This is a genomic window from Stenotrophomonas sp. AC248 (assembly GCF_979258185.1).
Genome location: NZ_OZ409840.1, coordinates 1,826,622 through 1,843,413 on the forward strand (window position 1 = coordinate 1,826,622; position 16,792 = coordinate 1,843,413).

At 69.1% G+C, this 16,792-nt stretch carries 13 protein-coding genes; 10 read left to right on the top strand and 3 right to left on the bottom strand.

The genetic code is table 11. The features are described 5' to 3' along the window. Nucleotides 1-92: 92 nt before the first annotated feature. The gene (ftrA, locus tag ACZ0AE_RS08450) at nucleotides 93-1,091 is read right to left on the bottom strand and encodes a transcriptional regulator FtrA (protein WP_463600810.1); all 999 of its coding nucleotides are present in this window, start codon (nucleotides 1,089-1,091) and stop codon (nucleotides 93-95) included. A 397-nt stretch (nucleotides 1,092-1,488) separates the two neighbouring features. On the opposite strand from ftrA, the gene ACZ0AE_RS08455 reads away from it, so the two are divergent. The 10 genes from ACZ0AE_RS08455 to ACZ0AE_RS08500 all read left to right on the top strand — a co-directional run bounded on the left by ACZ0AE_RS08455 (nucleotide 1,489) and on the right by ACZ0AE_RS08500 (nucleotide 13,180). Beyond that, nucleotides 1,489-4,065, top strand: a complete 2,577-nt coding sequence (locus tag ACZ0AE_RS08455; RefSeq protein ID WP_463602078.1) for a TonB-dependent receptor plug domain-containing protein — start codon at nucleotides 1,489-1,491, stop codon at nucleotides 4,063-4,065. A gap of 96 nt (nucleotides 4,066-4,161) precedes the next feature. Next, nucleotides 4,162-4,737 carry an FMN reductase gene (gene msuE, locus ACZ0AE_RS08460; RefSeq protein WP_463600811.1) on the top strand — a complete coding sequence of 192 codons (576 nt, stop codon included), beginning with the start codon at nucleotides 4,162-4,164 and terminating at the stop codon, nucleotides 4,735-4,737. Between the two features lie 10 nt (nucleotides 4,738-4,747). Then, nucleotides 4,748-5,785 (top strand): LLM class flavin-dependent oxidoreductase, encoded by a 1,038-nt coding sequence (locus ACZ0AE_RS08465; protein ID WP_463600812.1) that lies wholly within the window; start codon nucleotides 4,748-4,750, stop codon nucleotides 5,783-5,785. A 149-nt stretch (nucleotides 5,786-5,934) separates the two neighbouring features. After that, a complete protein-coding gene (locus tag ACZ0AE_RS08470) occupies nucleotides 5,935-6,297 on the top strand; it encodes a DUF3088 family protein (RefSeq protein ID WP_447593229.1) in 363 nt (120 codons plus the stop codon). Between the two features lie 14 nt (nucleotides 6,298-6,311). After that, a complete protein-coding gene (locus ACZ0AE_RS08475; protein ID WP_463600813.1) occupies nucleotides 6,312-7,307 on the top strand; it encodes an MsnO8 family LLM class oxidoreductase in 996 nt (331 codons plus the stop codon). Nucleotides 7,308-7,324: 17 nt separating this feature from the next. Then, nucleotides 7,325-8,668 (top strand): LLM class flavin-dependent oxidoreductase, encoded by a 1,344-nt coding sequence (locus ACZ0AE_RS08480; RefSeq protein ID WP_463600814.1) that lies wholly within the window; start codon nucleotides 7,325-7,327, stop codon nucleotides 8,666-8,668. Nucleotides 8,669-8,680: 12 nt separating this feature from the next. After that, nucleotides 8,681-9,892 carry a M20 aminoacylase family protein gene (locus ACZ0AE_RS08485; protein ID WP_463600815.1) on the top strand — a complete coding sequence of 404 codons (1,212 nt, stop codon included), beginning with the start codon at nucleotides 8,681-8,683 and terminating at the stop codon, nucleotides 9,890-9,892. Further along, nucleotides 9,889-10,434 carry a GNAT family N-acetyltransferase gene (locus ACZ0AE_RS08490; RefSeq protein WP_447593236.1) on the top strand — a complete coding sequence of 182 codons (546 nt, stop codon included), beginning with the start codon at nucleotides 9,889-9,891 and terminating at the stop codon, nucleotides 10,432-10,434. The genes ACZ0AE_RS08485 and ACZ0AE_RS08490 overlap by 4 nt, the downstream gene beginning before the upstream one ends. Further along, nucleotides 10,431-12,176, top strand: coding sequence for an amino acid ABC transporter permease/ATP-binding protein (locus ACZ0AE_RS08495; protein WP_463600816.1), 1,746 nt, complete (start codon nucleotides 10,431-10,433; stop codon nucleotides 12,174-12,176). Before ACZ0AE_RS08490 ends, ACZ0AE_RS08495 begins: the two co-directional genes overlap by 4 nt. 29 nt (nucleotides 12,177-12,205) lie before the next feature. Continuing rightward, nucleotides 12,206-13,180 carry an ABC transporter substrate-binding protein gene (locus ACZ0AE_RS08500; RefSeq protein WP_463600817.1) on the top strand — a complete coding sequence of 325 codons (975 nt, stop codon included), beginning with the start codon at nucleotides 12,206-12,208 and terminating at the stop codon, nucleotides 13,178-13,180. Between the two features lie 3 nt (nucleotides 13,181-13,183). Here the strand turns inward: ACZ0AE_RS08500 and ACZ0AE_RS08505 are convergent, their stop codons facing one another. Beyond that, on the bottom strand, nucleotides 13,184-13,591 hold the full coding sequence (locus ACZ0AE_RS08505; protein WP_463600818.1) for an Imm1 family immunity protein: 408 nt from the start codon (nucleotides 13,589-13,591) through the stop codon (nucleotides 13,184-13,186). Further along, on the bottom strand, nucleotides 13,588-16,704 hold the full coding sequence (locus ACZ0AE_RS08510) for a discoidin domain-containing protein (RefSeq protein ID WP_463600819.1): 3,117 nt from the start codon (nucleotides 16,702-16,704) through the stop codon (nucleotides 13,588-13,590). The genes ACZ0AE_RS08505 and ACZ0AE_RS08510 overlap by 4 nt, the downstream gene beginning before the upstream one ends. Nucleotides 16,705-16,792 lie beyond the last annotated feature (88 nt).

The window sequence follows — 16,792 nt, forward strand, 5'->3', positions numbered from 1 at the left end:
TCGTGATCGGCTTCGCGCTGCAGTGCTGGCATATCCGTGCGCAGTCGCACGGCGCACGCCAGTTGCAGCGCGCCGGATGAGGCAGTCGCCGGTCAGCAGCCCGGGCCGCGCGCCGTGGCAGCTTCCCGGTGCCGGTCGCGATAGGTCGCCGGGCTGAGCGCAGTCTGCCCGCGGAAATGGCGCCGGAACGATTCCTGCGAACCAAACCCGGCCTGCTCGGCCACCCAATGCAGCGGGCGGTCGGTGGTTTCCAGCAGCTCGCGCGCGTAGGCCACGCGCTCGCGGATCAGCCAGTCGATCGGTGACAACCCGGTCGCGTCGAGGAACTGCCGCTGCAGCGTGCGTTGGCTGAGGGCGGCCTGTTCGGACAGGCTCTTGAGCGAGTGTTCCTCGCGCAGGTTGCGGCGCAGCCATTCCATCAGCCGGGCAAGCCGGGTGGGTTCACCCACCGGTATCGAGCGCACCACGCGCTGGCTGCGCTCGGCATCCCGCCACGGTGCCAGCACCAGCCGCTCGGCCACCAGGTTGGCCACGCGCGCGCCGTAATCCTTGCGCACCAGGTGCAGCATCATGTCCATGCCGGTGGCCGAACCGGCCGAGGTGATGATGCTGCCCTCGTCGACGTACAGCGCGTTCTCGCGCACGCGCACGTTGGGAAATTCGCGGGCGAGGGTGTCGGTGAGCCGCCAGTGGGTGGTGGCGCTGCGGCCGTCGAGCAGGCCGGCCCACGCCAGCACGAAGGCGCCCGAACAGATCGAGGTGATGCGCGCGCCGCGCTGGTGGGCGCGGATGAGCGCATCCAGCAATACCTGCGGCGGCCGCTCGGCAGGATCACGCCAGCCGGGCACCACGATGGTGTCGGCGTGCTCCAGCGCCTCCAGTCCGTAAGGCAGCTGCACCTGGGTGCCGCCGAGCATACGCAGCGGTCCCGGTTCGGCGGCGCACACCTGGGTGGTGTACCAGGCCACGTCCAGTTCGGGGCGGATGGGGGCGAACAGGCCGACGGCGCAGCCGAACTCGAACAGGCCCTGGCCGTGGCAGGCCGCGATGGCAACGGTGGGCGGGGTGTGCGGGTCATGGGGGGAGGGCATCGTTTGATGCTAGCGGGGTGGGCGCTGCCACGCAGGGCGGGGCGCTAATGACGTCATGACATCGGGATATATGGCTGCCGATGTCGCGCATCGACGCACGGCGATGGGGGCATCCACGCAGGGTGTGCACGCGGTGTCGGCGTCTAACGACATGCCGAACGGGCATGTGCGTGGCGCGATGTTGCGGGTGGGTGGCGCGTGAACGGCTGTTGCGCGCTGCGTGCAGGCCATTGAATGGAGGCCTGTTTCCGATCAGGCCCTGAGATGTCCTTGCCCTCTCTGTCGCGATGTTGCCGGTGCGCTGCGTCCAACGCGAGTTGATGCCCTGCGACGCACCGTCGCGGACCTGACCGTCCTCCTTCCTTCAAGAGTCCCCATGCCTCCTGCCTTCCGCTCCCTGCCTGCGGCACGCGTGCCGACGCTGACCTCCCTGTCTGTTCTGATCGCGCTTGCACTGGGTGCAGGCGCTGCCCACGCCGCCGGTCCGGAGGCACCGCCCGAGGCGGTGGTGGCATCCGGTACCGCAGCCGCGTCCACGCTGGATGCGGTGGTGGTCACCGGCTCGCGCACCAGCAACCGCACGGTCAAGAACAGCTCCACGCCCATCGATGTGATTTCGGCCGAGGACCTGGCGTCCACCGGGCAGGCGAACCTGCTGGAAGCACTGCAGCGGAGCCTGCCGTCGCTGAGCCAGATCGGTGGCTACCAGAGCGACCAGGAGAGCCTGATCCGTGGCTACCAGCTGCGCAACCTGTCGCCGGGGTACACGCTGGTGCTGGTCAACGGCAAACGCCGCAACGCCAGCGCCTATGTCAGTGGCGCCAACGGGGGCGGTTACCCGGGCCATGCCTGGACCGACCTCGCGTTGATCCCGGTATCGGCCATCGACCATATCGAAGTGCTGCGTGATGGCGCATCGGCGCTGTACGGCTCCGACGCGATCACCGGGGTGATCAACGTGATCCTGAAGTCGAATGCGCACGGCGGCGATGTGTCGGTGGAGAGCGGGCAGAGCATCGATGGCGATGGCACCCGCGCCAGCGTGCGCGCCAACATCGGGCTGCCGTGGGGGCAGGACGGGTTCGTCAGCCTGTCCGGCGAGAACACCCGCCAGCACCATGCGATCCGCACGCGGCGCTACATTGATGGCTACCTGAGCTACCCGGCGGTGGACGCCAGCGGCAACCCGGTGGCGCTGCGCCCGAACAACCGCCTGCCTGCCGGCGCCACGCCGAACCCGGCCGAGGCATCGCGCGATCCGGAAGCCAACACGATCCTCAGTTCGCCGTCCTATGCGCTCACCGCGCTGTCGGTGAATGCAGGCCATGGCCTGGGCGAGAACGCGCAGTTCTACGCCACGGCGACGGCCAGCGACCGCACCGCACAGGCCATCCAGAACTTCCGCCTGCCGGCGACGATCTTCGGCACCTACAAGGCGCCGAGCGTGCTGAACGTGTGGCCCGATGGCTTCCTGCCGGTACTGGAAACCAAGGAGAAGCAGTACACCGGCACCGCCGGGGTCAAGGGTCACTGGGGTGGCTGGGACATCGACGGCAGCCTCACCGGCAACCGCAACACGGTGCGCACCTATACCCGCCACTCGGCCAATTTCTCGCTGGCCTATCCCGGTGCGCCCACCGATTTCTATGACGGCAAGCTGGACTACCAGCAGGGCATCGCCAACCTGGATCTGCGCCGTGGCTTCGACGTGGGCGCCTTCGCCTCGCCGTTGGAGGTGAGCGCGGGGGCCGAATACCAGCACGAGCGCTACGAGCGCGGGGCCGGGCAGTGGGAGTCGTATACCGGCTTCGGTGCGGCCGCCTTCGTGGGCTATTCCACCGCCGATGCGGTGGAGGCCACGCGCAACAGCAAGGCGGTGTACGTGGGGGCGGCGACCAACGTGACCTCGCGCTGGTACCTGGATGCCGCGGCGCGCTGGGAAGACCACTCCGATTTTGGCAGCGTATCGACCGGGCGGCTGACCACGCGCTTTGATGTGACCGATGCGTTCGGCGTACGCGCCACGGTGAGCAACGGCTTCCACGCCCCGAGCCTGGGCGCGCAGTATTACCAGGCCACCGGCAGCTGCCCGTGCGGCACCACGCTGGTGGCGCAGGTGTCCTCGCCGGCCGCGCTGGCGCTGGGTGCCACGCCGCTGCAACCGGAGAAGGCCGACAACTACAGCCTCGGCGTGACCTGGGACCCGAACGCGGCGTTCCACCTGGCCCTGGATGCCTACCAGATCGACATCCGCGGCCAGCTCGGTCAGTCCAGCCAGATCGGTTACAACGCGCAGGACCCGGCGCGCATCACCGACAACAGCGGCACGGTGCTGAGCGCTGCGCAGAAGAACACGATCGATGCACTGCTGGGCACGGCGGGTATCAGCATCCTGCCCGGCGATGCGTTCTATGCCAGCTACTTCACCAACGTAGGCGATACCCGCACGCGGGGCCTGGAGCTGACCGTGGAAGCCAACCAGGAAACCGCCTGGGGCAAACTGCGCTGGAGCTACGCCGCCAACGTGGGCCGTACCACCATCCAGAAAGTGCGCGACATCCCCGCGGTGCTGCAGGGGTTGCCCAACATCAACCTGCTGACCAAATCGAGCGAGTACGCGCTGCGTTTCCGCACGCCGTCCTACACGCAGGTGGCCGGGCTGGGCTGGCAACACGGGCGCTGGCGCTCGAATGTGGATTTCACCTATTACGGGCCGATCAAGCGCCTCAACAACGGGGTGGAGTACAAGCAGCCGCCGGTGCTGGTGACCAACCTGTCCGGCAGCGCGGAGCTGGGCGGTGGCTGGAGCGCGGCGCTGGGCATCAACAACGTGTTCGACAAGCGCACCCGCAAGGTGCCCGAGTACGCCCGCAGCGCCACCGACGTGGCCAGCATCGAAACCACCTGGGACACCGGCGATGTGCTGAGCACCATCGGCGCGTTCTGGTATGGGCGCATCAACTACCGGTTCTGAGCAAACGCAGCCGACCAACGGTCGGCTCTACCGTAGCCGAGCAACGATCGGTTCTACCGCAGCCGACCAACGGTCGGCTTTACAGGGAGCATTGGGATGTCATCTGCATTGAACGTGGTTGCGCTGATCGGCTCGCCGAACAGCTCGGCCAACTCACGCACGCTGTTGCTGGTACGGCAGGTGCTGGAGCAGCTGCGGCACCGGCTGCACATCGATGTGCAGTGGGTGGAACTGGCGCCGATCGCGCGCTCGCTGGGGCAGGCGCTTACCCGCGAGGAGGTGGAACCGCGCATCGAACAGGCGCTGCAGCGGATTGAAGCGGCCGACCTGCTGATCGCCGCTGCGCCGGTGTACCGCGGCTCGTATCCCGGCCTGTTCAAGCACCTGGTGGACTTCATCGGGCTGGAGGCGCTGGTGGATGTGCCGGTGCTGCTGGCGGCCACCGGCGGCAGTGAGCGCCACGCGCTGGTGATCGACCACCAGCTGCGCCCGTTGTTCAGTTTCCTGCAGGCGCATACGCTGCCGATCGGCGTGTACGCCACGCCGGCCGATTTCAGCGGCGACCAGGTCAGCAGTGCCGCGTTGCAGGCGCGGATCGTGCTGGCCGCCGAACGTGCCGCGGCCCACCTGTCACCGACGGCTGCGCCGCTGCCGTTGCGCCGCATCGCCTAGGCATCGGCGCATGCAGCTGCGGCATCTGGCCTTCCTCACCCCCGGCAGCTACCGGCCCGACGATCCGCGCAGCGGCCTGGACGATGCGTTGGCGCTGATCGCCTTTGCCGAGGCGCTCGGCTACGACGGCGCGTGGGTGCGGCACCGGCACCTGGAGCCGGGCATCAGCTCGGCGGCGGTGTTCCTGGCGGCGGCCAGCCAGCACACCCGGCGTATCGAACTGGGCACGGCGGTGATCCAGCTGGGCTACGAAACGCCGTTCCGCCTGGCCGAGGATCTGTCACTGCTGGACGTACTGTCCGGCGGCCGCCTGCAGGTGGGCGTGAGCGCCGGACCGCCGCCGTTTGCGGACCTGGTGGGCCACCTGCTGTTCGATGGCGATCCAACGCGGATCGACTTTTCGCATGCGCGGGTGGGGCGCTTGATCGAGGCGCTGCAGGGTCATCCATTGGGCGACACCGATACGCAGGTGGGCAACGCCGTATCACAGTACCGCCCACGGCTGCAGCCGCATGCGCCCGGGCTGGCACGTCGGCTCTGGTATGGCGCCGGTTCGCTGACGTCGGCACGCTGGGCGGCCGAGCAGGGGCTGCACCTGCTGCTGGGCAACGTGGCGCGCGCTGAAACCCATGCGGATTTCGTGAATACCCAGCGCGAGCACCTGGCGGCGTATCGCAGCGGCCTGGCTGATGGCGCGACCTCACGCGTTGCCGCCGGGCGTGTGCTGGTGCCGCTGGACGGCGCAGACGCTGCCACCCGCCAGCGGCTGCTCGCGTTTGCCGCGCAGCGCCATGCGCGCACGCTGGAACCGCAAGGACCGCGGCGCACGTTGTTTGCCGCAGACGTGGTGGGCAGCGCGGCGCAAATCGTGGACCTGCTGCAGGCCGACCCGGTGCTGCAGCAGGTGGACGAGCTGCGCGTGGAGCTGCCCTATGAACTGCCCGCCAGCGACTACCGGCGGATTCTGCAGATCGTGGCCGAACAGATCGCGCCGGCGCTGGGGTGGGCGGGCGCTGCCGCTGCACCGCGGTTGCGAGCGGCCCCATAACCCCAAGCGTTTTGCATATGGCCAACGCGCATTTGCGTGGCCGGATCCGACCGCTGATTGTCGAGTTACGACGCAGGCCCGCGCGGCCACGTCTCTAGCATCAAGGTTCCAACGGCGCGCTGCTGCCGGCCACGACGAGGAACGTATCCGTGTCTGCTTATCCCCCGAACAAACCCATCCTGTTCCTGCTCGACCGCGAATTCGAAGACGGCCAGCTGCCGGGCCAGCGCTTCTTCTGCCGGCACAGTCTGCTGCTGGAAGGTGCGCTGTCGAGCATCGAGGGACTGGATGCGCAGCTGGATGTGCGCCGGATCGGATTTTCCCGGCCGCGCCGCGAAGTGATTGCCGAGATCGGCGAACAGGACCAGTCGCTGCCCAAGCTGGTGCTGCCCCAGGGCGTGCAGTCGGCGCATGCCAGTGGCGCGCACGACGACCGCCAGTACATCTCCGGTGCCGAACCGATCCTGGCCGCACTGAACGGGTTGCTGGGCATTCCCGTGGCCCATCCCTGAGCAAGGAACACACGATGAGCTACCTGACCAGCGTGCTGGACAAAAGCCCGATCCGCGACGGCGGCACGCCCGAGCAGGCGCTGCGCGACAGCCTGCGCCTGGCCCAGCATGCCGAGCACCTGGGCTACCACCGGTACTGGTTCGCCGAACACCACGCCACCCCGCAGCTGGCCAGCCCTGCGCCGGAAGTGCTGGCGGCCTGGGTGCTGGCACAGACCGCGCGCATCCGCGTCGGCACGGGCGGGGTGATGCTGCGCCACTACGCGCCGTACAAGGTGGCCGAAACCTTCAACCTGCTGGCCAGCCTGGCCCCGGGCCGGGTGGACCTGGGCATCGGCAAGGCGCCCGGCGGACTGCCGGCCTCCACCGCGGCGCTGGCGGCCGGGCGTACGCCGGCCGGCGCGTTCGAGCAGCAGCTGCACGATCTGGAAGGCTTCCTGTCCAGCAGCCTGCCCGCCGACCACCCGCATGCCGCCGCACAGGCGCGGCCGCTGCCGCGGACGCCGCCGGAGCGCTTCCTGCTTGGGGCAAGCCCGCAGAGCGCGCGCCTGGCGGCCGAGCTCGGCTGGCGCTTCGTCTATGCGGCGCATTTCGATGGCGACCCGCGCAGCATCGAAGCGGCGTTCAACGCCTACCGCGCGGTGTCCTCGCACGCGCCGTTGCTGGCCACGGTGGCCTTCGCTGCGCCCACTGCCGAGGCGGCCGCACGCCATCTGGGTGCGTTGCGCATCTACAAGCTGCACCTGGGGCCGGGGCAGACCGTCAACCTGCCCAGTCCGGAAGCGGCCGCCGAGTATGCGCGGCAGGTGGGCGTGGCCGACTACCGCATCGAAGAGACCCATCCCAGCGTGCTGTCGGGCGATGCACAGCATGTGCGCCGCGCGCTGGACGACCTGCACCAGCGCTTCGGTGTGGGCGAATTCATCCTGGACGCGCCGGTGGCCGACCTCGACGCACGCCTCACCTCACTCGAACTGCTGTCGCCCGCGCCCCGCGCGGCGGTGGCCTGATCCCCCAGGAGAACGCCATGAGCAAGACCCCGCGTCCCATTCCGTTCGGCATCATGCTGCAGGGCCCCGGCAGCCACATGCATGCCTGGAAGCATCCCTCCAACGTGGCCGATGCCAGCGTCAACCTGCAGTACTACATCGACGTGGCCCGCACCGCCGAAGACCATGGCATCGCGTTCGGCTTCGTTGCCGACGGCCTGTACATCAACGAGAAATCGATTCCGCATTTCCTCAACCGCTTCGAGCCGATCACGCTGCTGTCGGCGCTGGCCACGGCCACCACGAAAATCGGCCTGGCCGGCACCTTGTCCACCTCCTACAGCGACCCCTATACGGTGGCGCGGCAGTTCGCCTCGCTGGACCTGATCAGCGGCGGCCGCGCAGGCTGGAACGTGGTGACCTCGCCGCTGGAGGGCTCCGGGCGCAACTACGGCCGCCCGCATCCCGAGCATGCGCTGCGCTACCAGATCGCCGACGAATACTTGGAGGTGGTGCAGGGCCTGTGGGATTCCTGGGACGACGATGCCTTCGTGCGCGATCGCGACAGCGGCACCTTCTTCGCGCCCGGGAAATTCCGCCGGCTGGACCACAAGGGCCGGTTCTTCCAGGTGGAAGGCCCGCTCAACATCCAGCGCTCGCCGCAGGGGCAACCGGTGATCTTCCAGGCCGGCGCGTCCGACGATGGCATCGCGTTGGCCGGCAAGTACGCCGATGCGGTGTTCACCCACGCGCCGTCGCTGGAAGAAACCCGCGCGTTTACCCAGAAGGTGAAGAACGCGGCGATCGCACACGGTCGCAGCGCCGCTGACGTGAAGATCTTTCCGGGCATCGGGCCGATCGTCGGTGCCACCGCGGAAGACGCCGAAGCCAAGTACCAGGCCATCGCTGCGTTGGCCGGGCTGGACGATGCACTGGCCTACCTGGGGCGTTTCTTCGACCACCACGATTTCACCCAGTACGACCCGGACGGCCCGTTCCCGGAGCTGGGCGACATCGGCGCCAACTCCTTCCGTTCAACCACCGACAAGATCAAGCAGGACGCCCGCGCGCATGGCCTGACCCTGCGCCAGGTGGCGTTGCAGGCGGTCAGCCCGCGACCGAACTTCATCGGCACCGCCGAGCACGTGGCCGACGAGCTGATCCGCTGGTTCGAGGCCGGTGCCAGCGATGGCTTCATCCTCGGCTTCTCGGTGCAGCGCGAGGGCCTGGACGACTTCGTCAGCCAGGTACTGCCGATCCTGCAGGCACGTGGTTACCACCGCGGCACGTTGGAGGGTGGCACCTTGCGTGACCACCTGGGGCTGCCGCGCAAGGCCAGCCGCCATGCCGGCGACACCGCACCCGTGCGCAAGGCGGGCTGAAGGAGCATCACGATGAACATCCTGCACCGGCCTCCGGTTGATATCGTTCCCCTGCACGGCGGCGTGCTGCCCGCCGTTGCAGCGCGCAACGCCGACGCCATCGCGATCCGCCACGACCTGCACCAGCACCCCGAGCTGGCCTTCGAAGAGCACCGCACCAGCGCCCGCGTGGCCGAGCTGCTGCAGCAGTGGGGCTATGCGGTGACCACCGGCGTTGGCGGTACCGGCGTGGTGGGCACGCTGCAGCGCGGGCAGGGCAGCCGTCGCCTGGGCCTGCGTGCCGACATCGACGCACTGCCGATCCATGAGGAATCCGGGCTGGGCTACGCCAGCCAGCGCGAGGGATTGATGCATGCCTGCGGGCACGATGGCCACACCGCCATCCTGCTCGCGGCCGCGCACTACCTGGCCCACCACGGGCGCTTCGACGGCACCCTGCAGCTGGTGTTCCAGCCGGCCGAGGAAACCGGCTCGGGCGCAACGAAGATGATTGCCGACGGCCTGTTCGAGCGCTTCCCGGTGGATGCGATCTACGGGTTGCACAACTGGCCCGGCGTGCCGGTGGGCCATTTTGGGTTCGTCGACGGCCCGGCGATGGCGTCGGTGGACTGGGCGAAAGTTCGGGTGGTGGGCAAGGGCGGCCATGGTGCCGAACCGCAGGGCAGCGTCGACCCGATCCTGGCCGCCGCGCATATCGTGACCGCGCTGCAGAGCGTGGTGTCGCGCAATGTCGATCCGCGCCAGATGGGCGTGGTCACGGTGGGCTCCATCCATGGCGGCAAGGCCGCCAACGTGATTCCCGATGCGGTCGAGCTGACCCTCACCGTGCGCGCCTACCTTCCCGAGGTGCGCGACACCCTGCGCCGCCGCGTCACCGAGATTGCCGAACACACCGCGGCCGCCTTCGGTGCGCGTGCCGAGGTCGAGTTCCCGCGTGGCTTTCCCAGCGTGATCAACCATCCCGAGCAGACCGCGTTCGTGCGCCAGGTGGCGCTGGACGGGTTCGGTGCGCAGCAGCTAGTGGACGGGTTCGCGCCGCGCACGGCCAGCGAGGACTTTGCCTTCCTGCTGCAGGCCCGGCCGGGCAGTTTCGTGTTCGTGGGTAACGGCGACAGTGCGCCGCTGCACAGCCCGCGCTACGTGTTCAACGATGCAGCCATCGCGCCGGCCGCCAGCCTGTGGGCGCGGCTGGCCGAGCGTTACCTGGTGGAGGATGCGGCATGAGCGACCTGTTCCTGTACACCTCGGTGCACGACCCGCTGGCCAAGCCGCTGTTCGATGGGCTGGAGCAGGAGTACGACAGCCGCTACGCGGATGTGCGCGGGCGTATCGGTGGCAGCGCCCGCGAAGAACTGCAGCGTTACCCGCCCGATGCCTTTGCCGCACCCGTAGGGGCGTTCGTGCTGCTGCTGCGCGACGGCGCGGCCATCTCCGGCGGCGCCTTCATGCCGCACCGCGATGCCGACACCGCCGAGTTCAAGCGGATCTGGACGTTGCCGGGTCTGCGCCGCCAGGGCATCGCGCGACGCGTGCTGCAGGAGCTGGAAGACCAGGCCGCGCGGCAGGGCTACCGGCGCGTCTACCTGACCACCGGGTTCCGCCAGCCCGAAGCGGTGGGCCTGTACCTGGGTCATGGCTACCGCGCGTTGTTTGACCTGCAGGCCGACCCGGAAACCGTGGCCCACCTGCCGTTTGAAAAGCACCTGCCACTACCGCACCCGGCTGCCAACGCCGCGCCGCCGCAGCGGCAGGGAGTCCACGCATGAGCACCCCATCCAGCACGCTGCCGGGTATCGTCGCACCCGCCACGCCATCGCCATCGCCTGCGCTGCGCATCGTGCCGGCGCGGCATCCGCTGCAGCTGGCCGGTACCGTGGTGGCGCTGGCCTTGATCCTGTTCGGCCTGCAGTCGGTGCTGGGCAACCCGCGCTGGGGCTGGGGCACGTTTGCCGAATGGTTCTTCGCCCGCCCGGTGCTGGAAGGGTTGGCCCGCACGCTGTGGCTGACCGCCTTGGGCACGGCGCTGGGCTTCGGCCTGGGCACCGTGCTGGCATTGGCGCGGGTGTCCGGCTCGCCGCTGCTGGCGGCGGTGTCGTGGGGCTACGTATGGCTGTTCCGCTCGATCCCGCTGCTGGTGCTGTTGCTGCTGCTCAACAACCTGGGCTATCTGTACAGCACCATTGCGCTAGGCGTGCCGTTCACCAGCATCACGCTGTTCTCGTACCCGACCACGCAGCTGATCGGCGTGTTCACCGCGGCGGTGCTGGGGCTCACCCTCAACCAGGCGGCGTTCTCGGCCGAGGTGATCCGCGGCGGCATTCTCTCGGTGGACCACGGCCAATACGAAGCGTCGGCGGCGCTCGGGTTGCCGCGTGGCCGGCAGATCCGCCGCATCATCCTGCCGCAGGCCATGCGCTCGATCCTGCCGGCCGCGTTCAACGACGTGATCGGACTGGCCAAGAGCACCTCGGTGGTCTACGTGCTGGCGTTGCCGGAGCTCTTCTACACGGTGCAGGTGATCTACCGGCGCAACCTGGAAGTGGTGCCGCTGCTGATGGTGGCCACGGTCTGGTACCTGGTCATCCTCACCGTGCTGTCGCTGGCCCAGCATCGCATCGAGCGACGTTTCGCACGCGGCCAACTGCAGCGCGAACGTACGGTGTCCAAGTTGCCACCGCGTACGCCTGCAGCGGGCAGCGCTGCCCGTGCCGGTTCGCGCCCGTCGATCGCCCCGGTGCTGCAGGGCAACGGCGCCACGGTATCGCTGCAGGGCGTGGGCAAGGTGTTCGGCGACCAGACCGTGCTTGAGGACGTGCACCTGGAGGTGAGCGCTGGCAGCGTCACCGTGCTGATCGGCCCGTCCGGCGCCGGCAAATCCACCCTGCTGCGCCTGATCAACCACCTGGAGCGTGCGGATCAGGGCTTCGTGACCGTGGGCGGGCAGCTGGTGGGCTACCGCCGCGAGGGCGACACGCTGTACGAATTGCCGGAAGGCGAGATCCGCCGTCGGCGCGCCGACGTGGGCATGGTGTTCCAGGGCTTCAATCTGTTCCCGCACCTGACCGCGCTGGAGAACATCGTCGAGGCACCGATCGCGGTGCGCGGCCTCGCCCGCGCGCACGCCGAGCAGCAGGCGTACGACCTGCTGGAGCGGATCGGCCTGGCCGACAAGGCGCACGCCTATCCGCGCGAGCTCTCCGGCGGCCAGCAGCAGCGCATCGCCATTGCCCGCGCGTTGGCGCTGCAGCCCAAGGTGCTGCTGTTCGATGAGCCGACCTCGGCACTGGATCCGGAGCTGGTGGCCGAGGTGCTGAGCGTGATCGAAGAGCTGGCGCGCTCGGGCACCACGCTGGTGATCGTCACCCACGAGCTCGGCTTTGCCCGCCGCGTGGCCGACCACGTGGTGATGATGGACCAGGGCCGGGTAGTAGAGCAGGGCCCGCCCGAAGTGGTGTTCGATCGGCCGCGCCAGCCGCGTACCGCCGAGTTCCTTGCAAAGACGCTGTAACCCCCTTTCACTTTCAGCAGGGAAACCGCATGAACGCCCCCCACAAACGACGCGTCTCCACCGGCAGTGCACTGGTTGCCGCGGTGCTGGTGATCGGTGTTGCCGGCATCGTCTACTCGCGCGTCGAGCAGGGCAGCGACGCGGCACCGGCTGCGCGCGCCACCCTGGCCGGTGATGCCGCGCCAGCCTTGAACGGCACGCCGGATCCGAAGGCGGCGGCCCTGATCCCGGCGGGCTTCACCTTCGTCACGCCAGGCGCGTTGACCGTGGCCACGCATCCGGCGCAGCTGCCGCTGGCCGATTACGGCGCCGACAACAAGCAGATCGTGGGCGTCGAACCGGACATCGCCCGGCTTATCGCCGACGGCCTGGGCCTGAAGCTGGTGCTGGTGCCGGTGGCGTGGCCCGACTGGCCGCTGGGTCTGCAGTCGGGCAAGTACGATGCGGTGATCTCCAATATCACCGTGACCGAAGCGCGCAAGCAGAAGTTCGACTTCTCCAGCTACCGCTACGACCTGCTGGGCATCTACACCCGCACCGATGGCCCGATCCAGAAGATCACCACGCCCGCCGATGTTGCCGGGCTGAAAGTGGTGGTGGGGGCCAGTACCAACCAGGACCAGATCCTGCGTGCCTGGGACCAGCAGAACATCGCCGCCGGCCTGAAACCGGTCGAGTACCAGTACTTCGACGACGCGGTGGTGGGCCGCCTGGCGGTCATCACCGGGCGCGCGGATGTGTCCTTCGAGCCCAACGCCACCGGGGCGTATTCGGCGCGCGACGGCAAGGTGCGGCGGGTGGGGCTGTTCCCCGGCGGCTGGCCCGATGCGGCGGCGATTTCGGTGACCACGCGCAAGGGCAGCGGGTTGGCCGAACCCATCACCCAGGCCTTGAACACGCAGATTGCCTCGGGCACCTATGCCCAGGCGCTCAAGCGCTGGAATGTGAGCGAAGAAGCGGTGGCGCAGTCGCAGACCAATCCGCCGGGGCTGCCGAACCTGTAAGCGTCAGGACGCCAGCCAGACGATGCCCTCGGGCCTGTCGCCACCACTGTGGAGAAAGGTGGACACGGCACTGAAACACTGCTCGACCGCCACGCACCAGGAAAGCGGGTAGGTGTCCACCTGCCCGTTGCCGAGCACGTAGTCGGCCGATCCGATGCGCGTGGCATCACCGCAGGAACGCACCCCGGCATCGCCTTCAACCGCGATGTACATCAGCCAGGCATGGACACCGTTGCGCAACATGCACAGGGTGGCACCGGTCGGCGCAGTCGCCCATAGCTCGAAGGCCGGCAGGGTGTTCGCCCGTGCGAGGGCTGCGTCCACCTGTGCTGGCGTTGTAGCGGCCACGCTCTGGCCGTTGAGGTCCATCTCCATCGCGCTCGCGTTCCTTTGTTCGTCTGTTGCGTTCACCAGCGCGCTTCAAGTGTGCGGAACGGCTGCGCCAGCCGCACCCCGTCGGCATCGTAATCGCGTACCGCGCGCCCATCCACGCGCACGCTGGCCGGGCGCGTGCGTGCCGGCCACCACACGCGCACGGCACTCTGCTTGCGCAGGCCCGGACCAAGGGTGACCCGCAACGTGCCGTCTTGCTGCCGCGCTTCCATCTGCAGGGTGCCATAGGCGGTGGGCAGGCGATCAACCGCCAATCCTTCCCCGGCCACCCACGACGGTGGGGCGCCCGGCAACAGCGACAGCGCATCGTCGTCCTCGCGCATCAGCATGCCGAACAGCGTGCGCCCGTACTCCGCGCCGATCCACGTGTGCGGCATGTCGCCCAGGTAGCGCGGGAAGCGCAGCCGCGAATGCACCACTTCGGCGAGTACCTGCCATTCCAGCGGGCGGCGGTCGTGCAGCAGGCCCTGCAGCAGCTCGTCGGCGGCGTCGGGCTGGTTGAGATGCACATAGCTCAGCACGTTGCGGATCTCATACGGCGTGTAGGCATACAACGCCCCCGGCTCATTGCGCTTGCGCACGTCCGCCAGGTAACGCGCGAACGTGGTGCGCAGCGCCTCCGCCGGCAACACGTCCTGCGCACCGGTGGGGTCCAGTGCGATCGACACGCCGGTCGGATCGCCGTCGCCCAGGTCGGCCGAGGAGGGAATGAAGTCGATGCCCTTCCACGCCATGGTCGCGCGGATCGAGGCGGCCAGCGCATCGTGCAGTGCGGTGTATTGTTCGCGCGCCCAGCGGGCGGTGTCATGGTCGCCCAGCGATTCGGCCAGCCAGGCGCCGTCGTGCCAGCCCTTCAGGCCCCAATAATCATCCCAGTAGCTGTGCGTGGGCGAGGGGTAGCCTTCGTGGCTGATCGACGGGGCCAGGATGCCGGCGAAACGTTCCGGTGACGGTTGGCTGGCCATGTAGCCCGGCACCAGTGTGCGTTCGCGCAGCGCCTGCAGAAAGCGCAGCGCCGCCTTCACCTTGGGCAGGTACGCGCGCACCGATTCGGGACCGCCGTCCAGCCGCGCCACATCGGCGACCAGCGAAACGTACTGGCCCTGGCTGTCATATTCGATGTCCGAGCCGAAGCCGGTGTTGACGCTGCCGTCGTCGTTGAGGATCGGCGAGACCAGGCCGTTGGCGTGCACGCCGTGCGCGCTGTACCAGGCCAGGTAATCGCGTGCGACCTTGGCCTCGCCCATGCGCAGCAGCACCGCCGAGGTGGCCATGCCGTCGCGGATGAAGGAGCGGTTGTAGTTGCGCGGCCCCGGTTGCATTGCCGGGCCGGTCTGGTTGATGAGCATGTACGCGGCCTGCGCGCGCAGCATGTCCACCAGCGACGGGTCGGGCAGGCGCAGCCCGACCTGGCCCAGCCGTGCCTGCCAGTCGGCCGACACCTCGGTGGCCAGCGCGTCGTAAGCGGCGTCGGGGTCGGCGGGCAGGTTGGCCAGGTCCAGCGCCGGTGCATCGGGCAGGCTGCCGTTGGCGGCGGTGGGCGCGGTGCCCAGCGGGAAGGCCAGCACCACCGAGCGGCTCGCGCCGGGCGCAAGCTGCACGCGGTAGGCCAGCGCGGCGGCCGCGAGGCCATCGGCGTCTTCGGCGTGCTGGGCGGCGGGCAGCATGCCGCTGGCGATGGCCGTGGTGATCTCGCTGCTGCCTTCGTTGCCGAACGGGGCCGCACCGGCGGCATCGACCGGCGTCAGCGACTGCAGCAGCGGTCGCCCGTTGATGCGCACCGCGCGGCCCTCGATGGCCACCTCGCGGATCGGCGACAGGCCGCCGTTCTGCCACGGCGGATTCATCTGCATCGGGCGTACTGCCAGCGTCAGCGTGCCCGCCACCGGCGTGGTGCCGGTATTGCGCAGCCGGTGGCGCACGAACGTGACCGGTTGGCCGCCGCGCTCGATGGCGAAGGTTTCGCTCTGCAGTTCCAGCCCGGGTTGCGGCGACCAGGTGGCCGACGGCATCGGTTTCCAGCCATCGCGCAGGGCGTGCGCTATCGGCGCTGCAGCGGCACCGGCCGTGGTGCCATCGGCGTTGCGCCAGATCGGTTGTACCAGCGGCGCGCCCTTGAACGCTTCAAGGTTGCCATACTCGTCGAAGATCGATTTCTGCCGGCCGGCATGCACGCCCACCGCCGTCCAGTAGGTCTGCTGCAGGTGCAGTGAGGCCGGGAACAGGGCGCGCTGCGCGCCGCTGGCGGCCACTTGATAACGCTTCATCGGGGTCATCACCGCGGCCGGTCCCAGCAGACGCAACCGTGCGATCCGCGGGGCACTGCCGGCCACGCGCAGGCGCAGCGCCGTTGCGGTCACGGCGGCGGTGCCGGCCAACCAGCTCTGGGTGCGGCTGCCGGCCTGCGGGTCGCGGGCGAGGTCGACCCAGCGGCCGTCGGTGCCCTGCGCCTGCAGGCGGGCGGCACCGTGACCGCCGGCCCAGTCGACGGCCAGCCCGGTGGTGGACTGCGCGCGCGGCAGGGTGATTTCCAGCTGCGATTCGCCGCCGGCGTGTGCGGGCATCGGGACGCTGGCGTCGCCCTGCCACAACGCCGCCGCCTGGGCCGGATCCAGGCCGGCCACGCGTGCGGCTGCCGTGGTATCCAGCGGCTCAAGCTCGAAGATCGACACGCCCCAGTCGGAGGTCTTGTCCGGGCTGGCCAGGCGCAGGTAGCGGGCCTGGCGCGGGGCGAAGAACAGGGTTTCGATCCCGCCCAGCGAATCCCGCATGGTGTAGGCGGGCTGCCAGTGCGTGCCGTCCACCGACGTCTGCAGGCTGTAGCCCTCCGGGTTGGAGACATCCCAGGTGATCCGCGCGCCGCCCAACTGGGCGGGTGCGCCGAGATCCACCTGGAACCAGTGGCCCGGGCTGAAGGCGCCGCCGGTGACGGTCTTCGGGTCGCCATCGATCAGGTGACTGACCGCCATCGCGGGCACCTGCTGCGAGGAGCTGCTGGCTTGCCATTGGGTGCGGGGCGGCAGGTTCTGCGCCAGGCCTGTGGCGGCCAGCGCCAGTGCGGGGAAGAGCAGGGCACGTGCCAGGTGGCGGGGCGTGGGCCCAACAGTCCAACGTTGAACATGCAGCCGCATCGAGGCGCTCCCGGTCATCAGGCCCCAACAGCGGGGCAGGGACACGCTAGCAGGGGATGTAACCGTTTACATGACGCGTCGCAATATC